The sequence below is a fragment of the Streptomyces sp. NPDC003077 genome (assembly GCF_040611095.1).
Classification (GTDB): domain Bacteria; phylum Actinomycetota; class Actinomycetes; order Streptomycetales; family Streptomycetaceae; genus Streptomyces.
Genome location: NZ_JBEXNM010000075.1, coordinates 1 through 16,041 on the forward strand (window position 1 = coordinate 1; position 16,041 = coordinate 16,041).

A 16,041-nucleotide genomic window follows, 5' to 3' on the forward strand; every position below is an offset into this window, starting at 1 on the left:
GGCCGCCGCGTGGTGCGGGCGGCGGCCGGAGCGGCGCTCGGTCCGGGATCTAGCCCTGGGTGAGAGTGATGGAGTTGATCGGTGTCAGGTCGGCGTAGACACCGTTCTGCGGGGCGATGTCGTAGTTGCAGCCGGCGCCGTTGTAGCCGGTGCACAGATGCGCATAGGCGCCGCCGTACTGGTTGTTGAGCACCCAGTGCCGTCCGTACTGGTTCGAGAGGTTGTGTGCTCCGTAGCTGTAGAAGACGTGCGACGGGGAGACGGCGGGGTCCTGGTTCTGCGGGTAGATGCAGACGGCGCCGTACGGGCAGTTGGCCCACGGGTCGCCTGCCACCTGGGTCTTGACTGTTTCGGTGACCTGGGCATTGGTGGTGCCGGCAGTGCGGGCGTTGGCGGTGCCGGCGGTCAGCATCGTCAGTGTCGCGACGGCGGCGCCCAGCGCGGCCATGCGACGGGTGATTGCACGCATTGGGGTCTCCTCCCGTTGGTGACGTGAGTGTCACCGGGTGACGGCAGCCTAGAAGTGGGACCGTGGCGACCGCCGCGCGATTCCGGTCATGTATCCAGTCAGATATGTACGAATATCGGACGTCCGTCGTTGCCCTGCGGCTTTCGCCGTCGCCCCCCCTGTGACCCCTGTGACCGCGTGGCAGTGACGGCGACAGCGGCGCGGCCGTCGGGCAAACCGGCTGGCAACGGGGGGTGTCGCGCGGGTGGATGGTGCCGCCACGCCGGGGGGCATCGGTGCGTCGGGGGGCGTCGGTGCTGTCGGGGACACGGAGCGGATCGATCGGCGCGGCTACCCGCGTGTGCGTGCGGACCCGCGGATTTCACCGATATCGGCCGGCCGGGCAAGTTCCGCCCAGGAACCGAGCGGCGCGCCGCGCACAGGCCCCACACGCCCCACGTACACCGTCCTTACGCCGCCCTTACGCCGTCCTTACGGCGTACGACTCATCGCCCGGGCCGCGGCGTTCGGGGCGGACAGCATCAGTTTCCGGTGGGTCCGGCGCAGCACGGCGCGCGCGGCGACCGGGTGTACCCGCCGCACGACGGCGAAGTAGGCCCTGCCCCACGCGCTGTGGGTCTTGACGACGGTGCTGAAGGTGACGCGCTTGCCTTCGTCCACGTGGAGTGATGCCCGGTAGTCGAGGTGGCGGGCGTCCTTGCCGAGCAGGACCTCGTCGTCCGTGCGGGCCAGGACGGGGAGGACCCGGCCGGACAGGGCGGCGCCCCAGGCCTCCGGTTCGCGGGGCATGCCCGGGCGCAGCGGCATCCGCCAGGCGTCGGTGTAGTCGGGGCGGGCGAAGGCGGTGCGGACGAGCCGGGCGTCGCCGGGGAGGCTCGTCGCGGTCGGCCCCGCCTCCATGAACCGGTGCAGCAGCCAGTGCAGCGCGCGGACCCTCGGGGACCAGCGGACGGGCCGCTCCGGCTCTCCGGTGGCCAGGCGCTCGACGTTGTCCAGGACTTCCTCGACCACGACGTCGTGGAGGGGGCCGATGACCGCCGCCCATATCAGCCAATGCGCCACGTTCCGGGTCTGGTGGAGGGTGTGGCGCACTCGGCAGCGGTCGGGGCCCACCGGCTCGACGGTCAGTTCGTGGAAACCGTTCTCCGGGGGGGCGAAGGTGAAGCGCACCCGGCGCCCGGGCTCGTGGGCGCTGACGCGGTAGCGGATGAAGCCGTGTCCGCCCTCGGCGCCGACGCCGAGCGGCCGGTCGAAGAGCATCGGGGGCCAGACCGGGGTCGGCCAGAGGGGATCGTCGGCGGCCGACAGACGTTCGAGGAAGGCGCCGACCGTCTCGGCGGGCGCCGCGATGAGGCGGGTGTGGACGTTGCGGATCTGTGCCATGGTCACCACTCCATACGCCAGCGTATGTTCGTGGACCATACGGTAGCGTATGGAGAGTGACAGGCAAGCAGGAGCACCCCTCGCCGACCCCCCAACCCCGCGGACGCCGACGGCGTTTGACGGCCCAGGACTGGACGGACGCGGCGCTCACGGCCATCGGCGAAGGCGGACTCGCGGCCGTCTCCGTCGAACCGCTCGCCGCCCGCCTGGGCACGACCAAGGGCAGCTTCTACTGGCACTTCCGCGACCGCGAGGCGCTCGTCGAAGCGGCCTTGCGGCGCTGGGAGGAGGTCCACACCGAGGCCGTCATCGCCGCCCTGGAAGCCGAGCCGGACCCGGCGCGGCGGCTGCGCACGCTCTTCGCGCAGGGCACGAGCCGGGTGGCCGAGGACCCCCTGGAAGTGACCCTGCTCGCCACGGCGGCACACCCCCAGGTCGCCGAGGTGCTCGGCCGGGTCACCGAACGGCGGATCGCCTACCTGACCGCACTCTTCCGCGAGCTCGGCTTCCCCGCCGAGCCCGCCCGCCACCGCGCCCTGATGGCCTACACGAGCTACCTCGGCCACGCCCAGCTCCACCACGCCGCGGGAGCCGGCGCCGCCCTGCCGACCGGGGCGGAGGCCGGGCGGCATCTGGACGCGGTGATCGAGACGTTGGTGCGGCGGTGAGGTCAGTGATCCAGCAGGCCGCGGCGGCGCTCTGATCGCCAACAGGCGGGGAACGCGGATGACGGGACCGGCGCATGGGTGGGCCCCTGCCACCTTCGGCGAAGATGCGGCAGGGGCCCGTCAAACTGCGCGATATCAGAGTTCGTGGTGCTGTAGTGCGGCGATGAACGCGCCGAAGGCGGCGGGGGAGAAGACCAGGACGGGGCCGGTGGGGTTCTTGCTGTCACGGACGGGGACGGCGCCGGGGATGCCGGCAGCGATCTCGACGCAGTTGCCACCCTCCTGGTTGCTGTAGCTGCTGACGCGCCAGGTAACGGCGCTCAGGTTGGGACGGGACGAGCGAGGCACGGTAGCTGCCCTCCATCACGGAACGGATCATGCCGAGCGACATCACCGGGGGTAGAGCCAGCGCCCGCAGGTGGTCGTATGCCGCCACATAGCTCTTGACTTCTTCCGGATCTTCGATGAGTTGGCCGTAGTCAGCCCCTTCTGTATAGGCGACGCGGGAACCGTTCGGAAGCGTGAGAACGGTGAGGGAGCCGCCCATGCATTGGTGTTCCCCTTGGCTGAACGGAAGCACTTGCAAGGTGATGGACTTGTCCTCGGCCGCCTGAGCCAGGTGCGCGAGTTGGGAGTGCATGACGGGCACATTGCCGACCGGGCGCAGAAGCACCGCTTCATCGAGGACGGCCCACAGCTCGGGTTTGTCCGGCGAGGCCAGGCGCTCCTGCCTGTCCATGCGTGCGGCCAGGCGTTCCTCGATCTGCTCCGGTGACCGTAGGGTTCGGCCGACGCGCAGTACGGCACGCGCGTAATCGGCCGTCTGCAGCAGACCAGGAACCGTGTGCGCCGCATATTCTTTGATCGCCACTGCGTGTGCGGCGTGTTCCATGAACGCGCGCGACCAGTCAGGGAAATTCTCCCGATACATGTGCGGCCACAGGTCCACCAACAGGCCGCCCGCACCCACCGCTTCATCAAGTAGCCGCGTGAGGGCCAGTGTGGGCATCGTGGCTGTCGCGCGCTCGATCTGGGTAATGCGTGTGCTGTGCACGCACACCCTGGCTCCCAGCTCTTCCTGGGTCATTCCGGCGGCCTTGCGCAAAAGCCTGAGCCGGTGGCCGAACAAGGTGCGCATGGACTCCGTCGGGTCAATTCCATTGGCCACGGGTTCACTTCCCAACCTGAACGATTCGGGATTCAGGACCGACCCCCTACCGATCGTACGCACAGAGGGCAATGCTGCGAATGCAATCAGTAGCGATCAATGGTGGAGGGACCACGCGCATGACGCACGACGTAGACGAGCGCAGGAAAGAAGCTCGGCGAATTGCCGCCCAAATGGCCGACGACCTGCAGACATCCCTGTCCGCCCGCGGCTTTCACCTGCCCATGCGTGCAGGTACCCCCATCGGGGGACGGCCCCATATCGCCGTTGACCCCATTCCCCACGACACCGCCCGCCGCCTTTGTGACGTGCTCAAACCCGCGCCCGCCCTGCCCTCCGTCCCCGAGCAGTCCGACCCCTTCGCGCATGTGGAACACGCGCTGGCCACGTTGCGGCAAGCGCTGTTCGGCGCGGGGCTCGTGCTGCCGTCCCTCGGTCTCGACCTGCCCTCGGCCGTCTGCGGAACACCCCTCGTACGTCTGGGAAACGCACGTCCCGATGTCGTACGGCAGGTCGCCGTGCTGCTCCGCCAAGGGACGACGCAATAACGAAGGAGGAAGCGAAAGGAGCAGTGGGCGCGTTGGTGAAGGCAGTGGCAACGGGCCGCACGGAAATCGCTCAGGACGCCTTCGACTGGGAATTCCCTGGCACCCGCACCGCCGTCTTCACCGTTTTCGTACGCCCGGTGGGAGGCGGCTGCGAATGGACCGCCTTTCCGGAGGACGTACGCCGGAGTGGAAAGGAGGCGGGGCGGCATCTGGACGCGGTGATCGCGACGTTGGTGCGGCGGTGACAGCGGCGCTGGTGCGGCGGTGAGCAGGAACCGGCTCTCGCGGCCGGGAACGTCCGGCCGGACCGATGTCGCGGAGGTCCGTCGCGCCGACTTCCGGACGAACGGCCGACGGCGGCTCGTCCTCCGGATGGCGAACGGCTGACGGCGGCTCGTCCTATGGATGGCGAACGGCCGACGGCGGCTCGTCCTCCGGGTTCGGGAGCGCACGGCCCAGGTGGGCGAGTGGGGACAGGGCCATCAGCAGGGGGGACAACAGCATGGCGGTGGCCGTCGCCAGGAGGGCGGTGCGCAGGCCCCAGCCTTCGGCGAGTCGGCCGCCGAGCAGGGAGCCAAGTGGGGTGAGTCCCATGCCGGCGAACGTGATGGTGGCGGCGGCCCGGCCCTGTAGGGCGTGCGGGGTGACGGCCTGCCGGACGGCCATGGTCGTGACGTTCACCAGTTGGCCGCCGGCACCGAACACGAGGTTGATCGCCACGAGGGCCGTGATCGTCGTCACAGACGGTCCGTGCAGCGCGGGCACGCACAGCAGCACGCCGTCGCCGAGCGCCGCCGCGATCACCAGCACCCGGCCGTGGCCGAACCGGCGGGGAAGGCGGGCGGCGAGCAGTGCGCCCAGGAGTGCGCCGGATCCCGTGGCCGCCAGCGCCAGTCCGACGGCGGTGCCCGGCAGGCGCAGTTCCCGGGTCAGGAAGAGCAGGTAGACGGTCATCAGGGCCGCGAAGGAGAACTGGAAGGCCGCCGAGGCGAGGCCCACCGTCCGTAGCGAGGTGTCGCCGGCGACGAATCGGAGGCCTTCGTGGATGCGTCGCCAGACGCGAGGGGGGCGTCCCGAGCGCCGTGGTACCGCCTCGTGGCTGCGCATCCGCCGGATCGACAGGAAGGACAGGGTGAAGCACAGCGCGCCGGAGGCGGCGGCGGTCGGCGCCGACAGCAGCGAAACCACCATGCCGCCGAGGGCGGGACCGCCGATCTGGGCCGCGGAACGGCTGCCCTCCAGCGCGCTGTTGCCCCGTACGAGCTGATCGCGCCGCACCAGCCGTACGAGAGACGCCTGATAGGCCACGTCGAAGAACACGGACAGCGTCCCGACGGCGAAGGCGGCCACGAGCAGCACCGGCGGCCCGAGCCCGCCGAGGAGTGCGGCGACGGCCACGCCGCCCAGCGCCAGGGCCCGGCCGAGGTCCGCCAGCACCATCACCGTGCGGGTCCGCCACCGGTCCACCCACGCGCCGACGAAGAGCGGAAGGAGCAGCAGCGGCGCCAGCCCCACCGCGCGGAGCGCGCCCACCTGGCCGGCGTCGGAGTCGAGTGTCAGCACGGCGATCAGCGGCAGGATCACCAGCCCGGCGTGCTCGCCGAGTTGCGAGGCCGTCTGCCCCAGCCAGAGCCTGCGGAAATCACCGTCCCGCCACAGGTTGGGCGGTCCCGGACGACCGGAATCGGGCGCGGCGGAGGGAGGAGCGGACGGCACAGGGACCCCTTGGGTTGTCGCGGACGAGGCCCGCCGTCCCGGCGTGCGCCGGGCCACCGACGGTGCGGGGGCCGGGCACACCAACGGTGCGGGCGTGCACACACCAACAGTGCGGGCGTGCACACACCAACAGTGCGGCCGGGCGCGCACCAATGGTGCGGGCGGGGGAAGGCTCGCTGTGCCGCGCGTCAAGGGCGGCACGCGATGACGGGCCGATCACGGCCTACGGCGTCAACGCGTGCTCGGACGACCGGGCATGCCGTGGCTCCTCAGGGGTCGCTTGGTGCTCGAACACTAGCCCGTGGCCGTCCGGCGCGGAAGGTGGGAAGTTACCGGGTGGCTCCGGGCGACGGCGTCATGCCGGGTGGATGAGGCGGCTTTCGTAGGCGAAGATCACGGCCTGGATCCGGTCGCGGAGTTCGAGCTTGTGCAGGATGCGCCCCAGATGGGACTTCACGGTCGCCTCCGCGAGGTACAGAGTGGCCGCGATCTCGATGTTGGACAGGCCGCGGCCCACCTGGACGAGCACCTCGCGCTCACGGGTGCTGAGCCGGTTCAGCCGCTCGTCGCGGGCAACGCCGCCGCCGTCGGGGATGTGCGGGCGGAGGTTCTCCAGCAGGCGGCGGGTGATCCGCGGGGAGACCACCGCGTCGCCCGCGGCCACGCTGCGTATCGCGGTGAGCAACTCCTCGGGCCTGGTGTTCTTCAGCAGGAAGCCCGAGGCTCCGGCCTTGAGTCCGGCGAAGGCGTACTCGTCGAGGTCGAAGGTGGTGAGGATCAGCACTCTGCTCCGCGGGGAGGCTTGGATGACCTGCCGGGTCGCCTCGATCCCGTCGGTCCCGGGCATCCGGACGTCCATGAGGACGACATCGGGGCGCAGCTTGCGGGCGAGGCGTACGGCCTGGGCACCGTCCGCGGCCTCGCCGACCGGTGCCATGTCGGGTTGGGCCTCCAGGACGGTGCCGAAGGCCATCCGGAGGAGCGCTTCGTCGTCGGCGATCAGGATGCGGATCGTCATACGGTCGCCGCCCCGCCGCTGTCGAGGAAGAGGCGGGTGTGGACTCCCCAGCCGCCGCCCGGGAGCGGTCCGGCCCGCAGCTTCCCCCCGTAGGCAGCCGCGCGCTCGCGCATGCCGGGGATGCCGTGGCCGGATGGTGTGGCGCCGGGGCGTGGCGGGCGGGGGCCGCTGTCGGTGACGTCCACCGCGACGGTCTCGGCCGAGCACAGCACCCGGACCTTGGCGTGTGTGCCGGTGGGCGTGTGCTTGAGGGCGTTGGTCAAGGCTTCCTGTACCAGGCGGTAGACGGTCAGTTGCGCGGTGGCGGGAATGTGCGCGTGGCCGCCCTGGACCTCCAGGCGGGTCGGCAGTCCGGCGGCGCGCATCTGGTCGGCGAGGGCCTCCAGTTGGGCGATGCCGGGCATCGGATGGCGCTCCGCGTCCGGTTCGTCGGTCCGCAGGATGCCCAACGAGCGCCGCATGTCGGTCAGGGCCTGCCGGCCCGTCTCGGAGATCTGGAGCATCGCGGTGGTGGCCTTGTCGGGCGACCGGTGCTGCGCGTAGACGGCGGCGTCGGTGAGCGCGACCATGACGGACAGGTTGTGGGTGACGATGTCGTGCATCTCCCGGGTGATACGTGTCCTCTCCTCGGCGACGGCCAGCCGGGCCTGCTGGTCCTGTTGTCGCTCCAGGCGTGCGGCCCGTTCCTCCACGGCCGTGAGATAGGCGCGCGTGGTCCGCGCGTTCACCCCCAGGACGGCGGCGGCGACGACCATCGCGGTCACCGCGACGAAGAGGGCCACGAACGCGCCTTCCTCCGCCCAGCGCAGACAGGCCAGCAGGGCGCCTGCCTCCACGACGGCACCGGCGACCAGCGTGCCGCGCCGACCCGTGTTCGCGGCCACCGTGTAGAGAGCCACCAGCAAGGCGACGTCCGCCGGCAGTTGGACGTCCATCAGCCACTGGACGAAGGCCGCGGCTGCCACGGCGCCGAACACCGCCAGCGGGGCCCGGCGCCGCCACAGCAGGGGCAGCGCGAGGGCGGCGGTGAGGGCCACGGCCACCGGCAGCTCCCTCGGGGCGCGCGTGGCCATGACGTGGAGCAGGAGCAACGCCGGCAACAGCGAGCCCCGCACCATGGGCGGCAGCCGGAGGCCCCAGCGCCGGGCGGCCCTCCCCAGTCGCGCCGCTCGCACGGAGGCCAGGTGGGCGGATCCTGCCAGCCGTACGGCTGTCCTCGTCTGCCGCACGGCTGTTTTCGTTCGCCGTATGGCTGTCCTCGTTCGCCGCACGGATCTTGCCAGCCGTACGGCCGTCCGCGTCCGCCGCGTGGCTGTTTTCGTTCGCCGTATGGCTGTCCTCGTTCGCCGCACGGATCTCGCCAGCCGTACGGCCGTCCTCGTCTGCCCCGTGGCTGTTTTCGTCCGCCGCATGGCCGTCCTCGTTCGCCGCACGGCCGTCCGCGTCCGCCGCACGGATCTTGCCAGCCGCACGGCCGTCCGCGTCCGCCCCGTGGCCGTCCTCGTCCGACGCACGGCCGTCCTCGTCCGCCGTACGCGGCCCCGGTGACGCGCCGGGTGGGCACGGCCCGGCTCTGCGACCGCCTCAGTCATCACACGTCCCTGTCGATTCGGCGTCATGGTGGCCCCCGGCGAGAGGCCACGGCGGCCCCCGGCCAGGGGACACGGCGGTCCCCGGCCAGGGCCGCCACCGCGTACGGCCGGAGCCGGGTCGCGTGCCAGGAGGGCAGGAGGGCACACCAGCACACCCCGCGCTCCCCGGCGTGAACCGCGGCCCTGTCACGGTAGGACGCGGGCCCGCGCGGCACATGAGTCCACCGTCTGATGGCACCGCGCCGAGGTACGACCACAGGCGGAGTCCCGCTTCCTTCCGCGGTCGCAAAGCGGCCCGCGCCCGGCGTGCTCGCTTGCGACTCCGGTCGCACGGGCGAGAGGCCCCGATGCGACTCCGGTCGCACCGGCGACATGCCTCGGATGGCGACTCCGAGCGCATGTGAGGGCGACCCGGGATCGATGCGGCACCGCGTGCCCCGCCCTGACGATGGCCGGGTGACCGAGATCATCGCGGGGCTGTACCTGTCCCCTTTGGAATTCCTTGTCTTGCTGGGTGCCATCGCGTTGGTGGTGGCGCGCTGGCTTCCTCCCGTCGCCCGTCCGCGCGTCACGATCGCGGCGGGAGCGGTTCTCGTGCCGTCCGCGATCGTGCTGGGTGTGGTGGGGATCCGCTGGCAGATGCTGCCGGTACTGGCGGGCGCTGCCATCGCGTCGCCGTTCGCCCTCGCTCCCCTGCTGCGGCGCCGTACCGGCCGGACGGCGTGGCGGGCCCGGTGGTGGCTGGCGTTGCCGGGGTCGGTGGCCTGCGTCGGCCTGATCGCCGCGGGCCCGGTGGCCGCCTGGGCCTTCCCCGTACCCGTGTTCCCCGAACCGTCGGGCCGCTTCGCGGTCGGCACCCGCGTGGTGCAGTGGACCGACCCGCACCGCCCCGAGACCGCCACCGCCGACCCGCACGACCGGCGCACGGTCGTGGTCCAGCTCTGGTATCCCGCGCTGGAGAGCCCCGCGAGCGTGCCGCGGGCCCGGTACCTCGGACGCACGGAGCACGAGGCGCGCACCGTCTCCGACGCCCTCGCCCGCCATGTCGGCCTGCCCGGCTTCCTCGTCGACGGCGTCCCGCGGGCCCGTACCCATTCCGTCTTCGACGCTCCGGTGGCCGGCGGGAGCGAACGGTTCCCGGTGGTGCTGTTCTCACCCGGGCTGGGCGGAGTGCGCACCCAGAACACCGCCTGGGCGGAGGAATTGGCCAGTCATGGCTATGTGGTCGCCGCCCTCGACCACCCGTACGACTCCGCCGCCGTCGTTCTCGCCGACGGCCGAACGATCCACGCCAAGGTCGCCTCCACCGGCGACCCGGACAGGGACGAGAAGCTGGGGATCGGCTGGTCGACGGTTCGCGCCGCCGATCTCGGCTTCGTCCTCACCCAGCTGGGCCGTCTGGACCGGGGCGAGATCGCGGGCCCGCTGGCCGGGCGTCTGGACACCGGCCGGGCCGCGGTGACCGGCCACTCCATAGGGGGCGGTGCCGCCCTGCAGGCAGCCCGCCAGGACCGCCGGTTCGACGCCGTCATCGATCTGGACGGCTATCCCTACGACCCCAGCGCACGCCCCCTCCACCAGCCGGCGCTCGCGCTCACCCAGGCCATCACCCCGGATACCGACCCGGACTACCTGCCCCGCCTGACCAAGGTCCTCAAGCTCAACACCGCGACGAGCCATCGGCTCACCCTCCCCGGCGCCGCGCACCTCACCTTCATGGACAGCCCCCTGTACCTGCCGCCTGTGCCCTCGATAGTCGGCTCCCTGGGCCGCACCGAGAGCCCGCGCGTCGTCGCCGCGACCACGCTCGCCTTTCTGGACGCCACCCTGCGGCACAAGCCCGGTGACCTGGCCGCCGTTCTGTCGGCCCACGGCGACCTCAGCGTCTACCGCCCGGGCGACAGCCGGTGAGCGGCCGTGCCGCGGACGGAGACGACGCCCCGCCGACGGTACGGCCATTGTCGACGGTACGGCGATTGCCGACGGCACGGCCGTGCCCTCACCGGCCGGAGCGCGGTCCGCAGCGCGGTCGGTGACCCTCCGCGAGGCGGCACCGTCCGCCCACACGCCGGGGTCCCCCAAGGGGCCTCGGTCCGGTCGTGGACCACGCCCACTCGCTGCCGCGCCCGACACGCAGCCGGCCGGTGGCCCGTCAGGTGGCTTCTGTGCAGGCGTGGTTGTTGTGGTCACATCACTTCGGGCAGAATTCCTGGTGCGGCAGCGACGCCCGTGGCACACGACCAGCCGGGGGCATTCGTCGCCGCACGGAACACAACCAGGAAACGGGGCAACACATGCGCACGATGAAAAAGGCTGCAGCGCTCACGTTCGCCGTGGGGGCTCTGGCCACGACCGGCATGCTCAACGCGGGCGCCGCCCAGGCCGCGGGGAGCTGGCACGGGTGTCCGTCCGGAGCCGTCTGCGTCTACCCGCAGAACGCCGGGTGGAACGGCGACCGCCCGTCGCTCGTCTTCTACAGCTACGGAGCCCACAACCTCAGCAACCAGTACGGACAGCACTACGTCGCGAACAACCAGACCGGGGGCGCCACCGCCCGCACCTGCACGGGGTACAACGGAACGGGCTGCGAGGGCTACCTCTACCCCGGCACTTTCATCGACAAAGACATGACACCGATCAACTCGATCGTCCTCGTCCGGCCGTAGTCGGTCGGCCTCGGTCACACTCGGTCGGACTCGGTCGGACTCGACCGTCATCGGCCGCGATAGGCCGTGACAGGCCGTGATAGGAAACCGAACGGCACTTGGGCCGGGTCCTCGAAGGGCCCGGCCCAAGTGCCGTGTACGTACCGGGGCGGTTCCGGTGGGGCCGCCGGATGTCCTTCACGTCCGGCGGGGCCACGAGAACGACGCGCGGGGAGCGAGGGCCCGGCACGCCACGCCGGAGCGGGTGCCCGGGACGGCGCGGGGAAGCGTTCGGCCACCACTGGAAAGCGGTCGGCCGCCACTCCCCCGCGCCCCCATCAGCCCTTCTTCACCTCTTGCCCGCCCCTTACTTCTTCACGTCCTCTTACTTCTTCACGTCCTCCGCGATCACCCGTTCCACATTGCGCTCCGCGAGCGCGGTGATCGTGACGAACGGGTTGACACCGAGGGAGCCGGGGATCAGGGAGCCGTCGGTGACGTAGAGGTTCTGGTAGCCCTTGACGCGGCCGTAGAGGTCGGTGGCCTGGCCCAGGACGCAGCCGCCGAGGGGGTGGTAGGTGAAGTCGTCGGCGAAGTTGCGGGTGTCGCCGAAGAGGTCGTAGCGGTACATCGTGACGTTGGCCTTGTTGACCCGGTCGAACAGGGAACGCGCGGCCTCCACGGAGGGGGTGTTCTGGTCGCGGGTCCAGTTCAGGCCGAGCTTGTCGGTGGCCTTGTCGTAGGTGAAGCGGCCTCGCTCGGGGTTCTTGGTGATGGCGAGGTAGAGGCTGACCCAGGTCTCCAGGCCGGCGGGCATGGGGGCGATCTCGGCGAAGACCGGGTGGGTGGGGTTGGCCCAGTCGTCGATGGCCAGCACCGGGATCGCGGACTGCTTGCTGCCGGTGGGGTTCCACACGTGGTTGGCGCGGCCGGTCATGATATTGCCGTTGCCGCCCCAGCCGGCGCCGACCGCCTCGTTCAGGCCGGACAGCGTGCCGGTCTCGCGGGCGCGCAGCAGGAGTTCGGTGGTGCCGAGGCTGCCGCCGCCGAGGAAGAGGTGGCGACAGCCGATCTCCTTGCGGGCCAGGACCTTGCCGAGCGGGTCGATCTGCTCGGCGGAGACGACGTAGGTGCCGTCCTTCTCCTGGCGGATGGCGGTGACCCGGTGGAGGGTGGAGATGGTGACCTTGCCGGTGCCCAGGGCGGCGGCGAGGTAGGTCTTGTCCAGGCTGTTCTTGCCGTGGTTGTTGCCGTAGATGACCTCGGTGTCCAGGGCGGACTTGGGCGCCGTCCCCGCCGCCTCCTTCTCCATGTACGCGAAGTCGTAGACGTTGGGGACGAAGGCGGTGCGCAGGCCCGCCTTGTCGGCGGCCGACCGGGAGACCCGGGCGAACTGGTAGTACTCGGTGCTCTCGAAGAAGTCCTTGCCGATGTTGTTGACCTTGAGCATCGCGTTGGCGCGCGGGAAGTAGCGGTCGTACATCGGGCCCGCGTCGACCTGCGGCATCATCTCCTGGAAGTAGGAGCGCAGCGGGGTCACCGCCATGCCGCCGTTGACCAGCGAGCCGCCGCCCACGCCGCGGCCGACGTAGACGGACATCTGGCCGAGGTTGACCTTGTCCAGGACGCCCGCGTACGGCTCGATGTCGCGGTTGGCGACGTCCAGCCACAGGAAGGTGGCCAGCGGCGCCTGGGTGCGGGTCTTGAACCAGGTGGAGCGCCGGTCGGGGCTCGTCATCTTGTTGAAGATCTTGCCGTCCGGGCCGGGCTTGTCCCAGAGCTGGCCCATCTCCAGCATCAGGGTCGAGACGCCCGCCTCGCCCAGCCGCAGGGCCGTCACCGCGGAGCCGTAGCCGGTGCCGACGACGAGGGCGGGGACGAAGGTGCGGCCGTCGTCCGCGGCGGCGCCCCGGGGGCTGCGGGCGCGGGCCGCGGCGGAGTCCAGGGAGATCGTGGTGGCGCCGGTGGCCGCCGCGGCGGTCAGCGCGGCCATGCCCAGGAAACGCCGTCTGCCCATGGAAGGTGTCGTCATGTTTCTCGCACCGTGCCTTTCGTGGTGCTCCCACGGCGGTGTGGGAGGAGTGGAAATGTGCGGAGGGACGCGTACGCGGGTGGGGGCCGCGTACGGCGGGGGTGTCCGGACGTGCGGGGGAGGGTTCGCCGCGCGGGGCGCGCCTGGCTGACGGCACGCGCGTGACCGCCGTGCCGTCAGGCTACTTACGCGGGCGAGGGGTTCACCAGGTGACCGGGAGCTCGTGCACGCCGTAGAAGACCATGTCGTCGCGGAAGCGGAGCTGGTCGGTGGGGACGGCGAGTTGCAGCGTCGGGAAGCGCCGGAACAGGGTCTCGAAGACGATCTGGAGCTCGATCCGGGCGAGTTGCTGGCCGATGCACTGGTGGGCGCCGAAGCCGAAGGCCAGGTGCGGCGAGGGCCGGCGGGTGATGTCGAAGCGCTCGGGGTCGGGGACGAACGCCGGGTCGAAGTCGGCGGCGAGGACGTGGGCGATGACCTGCTCGCCCTTGCGGATCGTGACGCCGCCGAGTTCCACGTCCTCGGTGGCGACGCGCTCGGCGCCGTACTGGCCGATGGTGAGGTAGCGCAGCAGTTCCTCGACGGCGTTGCCGATCAGGGAGGGGTCCTGGCGCAGCAGGGCGAGTTGGTCGGGGCGGTCCAGCAGCAGCGCCGCGCCCATGCCGATCATGCACGCGGTGGTGTCGTGCGCGGCGATCAGCAGGGTGCCCGCGGCGTTCATCAGGAACATGTCGTCCAACTGGCCGCCCTCAGGGTCGTCCATGGTGATGAGGGCGGAGATCAGGTCGTCGCCCGGGGCGGCGCGGCGTTCCTGCACCAGTTGGTAGAGCAGGCCGCCCAGGCGGAGGCCGGCGGCGTGGGTGGCCTCGGCGTCCTGGTCGACGCGCATCATGGCCTCGGCGATGTCCTGGAACTCCGGGCGGCGGTCCACGGGGACGCCGAACAGGTCGGAGATGACCATCGACGGGACGGGCACGGCGAGGGCCTGGACCAGGTCGATCGGGCCGCCCTTGGCCTCCATGGCGTCCAGGTGGTCGTCGACGATGCGCTGGATGTTCGGCCGGAGCTGCTGCATGCGGCGGACGGTGAACTCCTTGGCGAGGAGTCTGCGGTCGCCGGTGTGCTCGGGCGGGTCCTGCCACAGCAGGCTGCCGCGGCCGGGGCGTTCGGCCACCACGCCGTCCTTGGTGTTCAGCGCGCGCGGGACCAGGACGCTGAACCCGGGGTGCCGCAGCATCGCGCGCACCTGCTCGTAGCCGGTCAGCAGCCACGCCTCGTCGCCGCTGGGGAAGGTGGCGCGGGTCACCGGGGCGGCGGCGCGGATGTCGGCCAGCCCGTCCGGCGGGAGGAAGGGGCAGCTTCGGGTCCGGGGGACGGGGGGTGCGCCGGTGGCGGCGTCGGTCATGTCGCTCCGTAGGAAGAAGAGGGGGGACAGGGGGGACAGGGTGGGGAGGCGGCCGGGGGCGTCGGGCCGCCGCGGGCTGTGTGCCGGGCGGGTCGCCGGAGGGGGCGTCAGGCCGCCAGCGGCTCCGTGCCGGGCATGTCGGTCAGCCCGCGCCGGGGGGCGTTGATGAGGACGGACATGTTGCCGGCGGGGTGCACGTTGTCGTGCATGCGCTGGTGCAGGTCGCCGATGTCCTCGAAGCCCTCGCAGGCGGACAGGCAGGGGTCGACGATCCCCGCGTCGACCAGCCGGACGATCTCGCGCACCTCGCGGAAGTTGGCGAAGTGGGAGCCCTGGAGGCGCTTGGAGCGCATCCACAGGTGGCGCAGGTCCACGTCGCCGTTGTACCCGGAGGTGCCGCCGCAGATGACGACCATGCCGCCGTTGGCGCACAGGTAGATGGAGGTCGGCAGGGTGGCCTGGCCGCTGTGCTCCAGCACGATGGCGGGCGAGCGGCGTTCGCCGAGGATGTCCCAGATCTTCTGGCCGATGCGGCGGGCGTTGCGGTGGAAGTGCGCCATGCCCTCGGCGTCGTCGGTGTCGGGGAGGCGGCCCCAGTGGTCGTACTCGCGGCGGTTGATGGTGCCGACCGCGCCGAGGCGGCGGCAGTACTCCGCGCGGGCCTCGTCGGAGATGACGGCGATGGGCAGGCCGCCGACCATCTTGACGAGCTGGATGGCCATGGAGCCGAGGCCGCCGGCGCCGCCCCAGATCAGCACGGGGTCGCCGGGGCGCACCGTGTTGCCCTGCCAGCCGAAGAGCTGGTGGTAGGCGGTCGGGCCGGAGAGCATGAAGCAGGCCGCCTCCTCCCAGGTGAGCCGGGCCGGCTTGGGGTGGCACTGGTAGTCGTCGACCAGGCAGAACTGGGCGAAGGAGCCGTGGTTGTTCTCGTAGCCCCAGGCGCGGGCGCTGGTGGAGACCATCGTGTGGGCGCCCAGGCGGATGTCCTCGGCGGTCTCGTCCCACTGGCCGCCGGAGAGCACCACGTGGTCGCCCACGGACAGGCCCTTGACGCCCTCGCCGACGGCCCAGACCACGCCCGACCCCTCCGAGCCGCCGACGTGGTAGTCCTCGGGCTCGCCGGCGCGCTGCCGCAGGCCGATGACGTCGATGGGGCGGCCCAGGGAGGACCACACGTTGTTGTAGTTGATGCCGGCCGCCATGACGTAGACCAGGACCTGACCGGGGCCGACGGCGGGCACGTCGACGACCTCGGTGCGGAACGCCTGCTTGGGCTCGCCGAAACGGTCCTGGCGGATCACCGAGGCGTACATCTGGCGGGGAACCTCGCCGAGTGGCGGCACCTCGCCGATCTCGTACAGCGACTTGGTCATTGGGGGTGCTCCTCAGATGGTCGG

Annotated in this window: 16 protein-coding genes; 6 read left to right on the forward strand and 10 right to left on the reverse strand. The window is 71.4% G+C overall.

Annotated features, from left to right (window positions below):
* Window positions 1-49: 49 nt before the first annotated feature.
* Both ABZX96_RS32480 and ABZX96_RS32485 read right to left on the reverse strand, forming a co-directional pair.
* The gene (locus ABZX96_RS32480; RefSeq protein WP_355551326.1) at window positions 50-469 is read right to left on the reverse strand and encodes a hypothetical protein; all 420 of its coding nucleotides are present in this window, start codon (window positions 467-469) and stop codon (window positions 50-52) included.
* A gap of 471 nt (window positions 470-940) precedes the next feature.
* Window positions 941-1,852, reverse strand: coding sequence for a DUF2867 domain-containing protein (locus tag ABZX96_RS32485; RefSeq protein ID WP_355551328.1), 912 nt, complete (start codon window positions 1,850-1,852; stop codon window positions 941-943).
* Between the two features lie 56 nt (window positions 1,853-1,908).
* Here ABZX96_RS32485 and ABZX96_RS32490 point away from each other — a divergent pair, with 56 nt between their 5' ends.
* Complete coding sequence (locus ABZX96_RS32490) at window positions 1,909-2,520, forward strand: TetR/AcrR family transcriptional regulator (protein ID WP_355551330.1); 612 nt, start codon at window positions 1,909-1,911, stop codon at window positions 2,518-2,520.
* A gap of 135 nt (window positions 2,521-2,655) precedes the next feature.
* Here the strand turns inward: ABZX96_RS32490 and ABZX96_RS32495 are convergent, their stop codons facing one another.
* Window positions 2,656-2,781, reverse strand: a complete 126-nt coding sequence (locus ABZX96_RS32495) for a DUF397 domain-containing protein (RefSeq protein ID WP_355551359.1) — start codon at window positions 2,779-2,781, stop codon at window positions 2,656-2,658.
* Window positions 2,744-3,658: a helix-turn-helix transcriptional regulator gene (locus tag ABZX96_RS32500; protein WP_355551331.1), complete on the reverse strand. Its 915-nt coding sequence runs from the start codon at window positions 3,656-3,658 to the stop codon at window positions 2,744-2,746. The genes ABZX96_RS32495 and ABZX96_RS32500 overlap by 38 nt, the downstream gene beginning before the upstream one ends.
* A gap of 149 nt (window positions 3,659-3,807) precedes the next feature.
* Between ABZX96_RS32500 and ABZX96_RS32505 the strand changes: the two genes are divergently transcribed.
* Window positions 3,808-4,236, forward strand: coding sequence for a hypothetical protein (locus tag ABZX96_RS32505; RefSeq protein WP_355551333.1), 429 nt, complete (start codon window positions 3,808-3,810; stop codon window positions 4,234-4,236).
* A 32-nt stretch (window positions 4,237-4,268) separates the two neighbouring features.
* The gene (locus ABZX96_RS32510) at window positions 4,269-4,481 is read left to right on the forward strand and encodes a hypothetical protein (RefSeq protein ID WP_355551335.1); all 213 of its coding nucleotides are present in this window, start codon (window positions 4,269-4,271) and stop codon (window positions 4,479-4,481) included.
* A 154-nt stretch (window positions 4,482-4,635) separates the two neighbouring features.
* Here ABZX96_RS32510 and ABZX96_RS32515 read toward each other — a convergent pair whose 3' ends face one another.
* The 3 genes from ABZX96_RS32515 to ABZX96_RS32525 all read right to left on the reverse strand — a co-directional run bounded on the left by ABZX96_RS32515 (window position 4,636) and on the right by ABZX96_RS32525 (window position 8,199).
* On the reverse strand, window positions 4,636-5,952 hold the full coding sequence (locus ABZX96_RS32515; RefSeq protein ID WP_355551337.1) for an MFS transporter: 1,317 nt from the start codon (window positions 5,950-5,952) through the stop codon (window positions 4,636-4,638).
* 355 nt (window positions 5,953-6,307) lie between these two features.
* A complete protein-coding gene (locus ABZX96_RS32520) occupies window positions 6,308-6,970 on the reverse strand; it encodes a response regulator transcription factor (protein WP_355551339.1) in 663 nt (220 codons plus the stop codon).
* Window positions 6,967-8,199, reverse strand: a complete 1,233-nt coding sequence (locus ABZX96_RS32525; RefSeq protein ID WP_355551341.1) for a histidine kinase — start codon at window positions 8,197-8,199, stop codon at window positions 6,967-6,969. Before ABZX96_RS32525 ends, ABZX96_RS32520 begins: the two co-directional genes overlap by 4 nt.
* Window positions 8,200-8,299: 100 nt before the next feature.
* On the opposite strand from ABZX96_RS32525, the gene ABZX96_RS32530 reads away from it, so the two are divergent.
* From ABZX96_RS32530 to ABZX96_RS32540, 3 genes are all read left to right on the forward strand, one after another.
* Entirely contained in the window at window positions 8,300-8,518 is a 219-nt protein-coding gene (locus ABZX96_RS32530) for a hypothetical protein (protein ID WP_355551343.1), read from the forward strand.
* Window positions 8,519-8,982: 464 nt separating this feature from the next.
* Entirely contained in the window at window positions 8,983-10,473 is a 1,491-nt protein-coding gene (locus tag ABZX96_RS32535; protein WP_355551360.1) for a hypothetical protein, read from the forward strand.
* Window positions 10,474-10,856: 383 nt separating this feature from the next.
* Window positions 10,857-11,228, forward strand: coding sequence for a hypothetical protein (locus tag ABZX96_RS32540; protein ID WP_355551345.1), 372 nt, complete (start codon window positions 10,857-10,859; stop codon window positions 11,226-11,228).
* 364 nt (window positions 11,229-11,592) lie between these two features.
* Here ABZX96_RS32540 and ABZX96_RS32545 read toward each other — a convergent pair whose 3' ends face one another.
* From ABZX96_RS32545 to ccrA, 3 genes are all read right to left on the reverse strand, one after another.
* The gene (locus ABZX96_RS32545) at window positions 11,593-13,239 is read right to left on the reverse strand and encodes a GMC oxidoreductase (RefSeq protein WP_355551347.1); all 1,647 of its coding nucleotides are present in this window, start codon (window positions 13,237-13,239) and stop codon (window positions 11,593-11,595) included.
* Window positions 13,240-13,441: 202 nt separating this feature from the next.
* Complete coding sequence (locus ABZX96_RS32550) at window positions 13,442-14,644, reverse strand: cytochrome P450 (RefSeq protein WP_355551349.1); 1,203 nt, start codon at window positions 14,642-14,644, stop codon at window positions 13,442-13,444.
* Between the two features lie 107 nt (window positions 14,645-14,751).
* Window positions 14,752-16,017 carry a crotonyl-CoA carboxylase/reductase gene (ccrA, locus tag ABZX96_RS32555; protein ID WP_355551351.1) on the reverse strand — a complete coding sequence of 422 codons (1,266 nt, stop codon included), beginning with the start codon at window positions 16,015-16,017 and terminating at the stop codon, window positions 14,752-14,754.
* Window positions 16,018-16,041: the final 24 nt, after the last annotated feature.

Bases quoted from the DNA above. Each gene is read 5' to 3' on its own strand.
- ABZX96_RS32500 (WP_355551331.1), bottom strand. From the start codon at position 3,658: ATGCGCACCTTGTTCGGCCACCGGCTCAGGCTTTTGCGCAAGGCCGCC.
- ABZX96_RS32485 (WP_355551328.1), bottom strand. From the start codon at position 1,852: ATGGCACAGATCCGCAACGTCCACACCCGCCTCATCGCGGCGCCCGCC.
- ABZX96_RS32480 (WP_355551326.1), bottom strand. From the start codon at position 469: ATGCGTGCAATCACCCGTCGCATGGCCGCGCTGGGCGCCGCCGTCGCG.
- ABZX96_RS32550 (WP_355551349.1), bottom strand. From the start codon at position 14,644: ATGACCGACGCCGCCACCGGCGCACCCCCCGTCCCCCGGACCCGAAGC.
- ABZX96_RS32540 (WP_355551345.1), top strand. From the start codon at position 10,857: ATGCGCACGATGAAAAAGGCTGCAGCGCTCACGTTCGCCGTGGGGGCT.
- ABZX96_RS32505 (WP_355551333.1), top strand. From the start codon at position 3,808: ATGACGCACGACGTAGACGAGCGCAGGAAAGAAGCTCGGCGAATTGCC.
- ABZX96_RS32535 (WP_355551360.1), top strand. From the start codon at position 8,983: ATGCGGCACCGCGTGCCCCGCCCTGACGATGGCCGGGTGACCGAGATC.
- ABZX96_RS32530 (WP_355551343.1), top strand. From the start codon at position 8,300: ATGGCTGTCCTCGTTCGCCGCACGGATCTCGCCAGCCGTACGGCCGTC.
- ccrA (WP_355551351.1), bottom strand. From the start codon at position 16,017: ATGACCAAGTCGCTGTACGAGATCGGCGAGGTGCCGCCACTCGGCGAG.
- ABZX96_RS32520 (WP_355551339.1), bottom strand. From the start codon at position 6,970: ATGACGATCCGCATCCTGATCGCCGACGACGAAGCGCTCCTCCGGATG.
- ABZX96_RS32545 (WP_355551347.1), bottom strand. From the start codon at position 13,239: ATGACGACACCTTCCATGGGCAGACGGCGTTTCCTGGGCATGGCCGCG.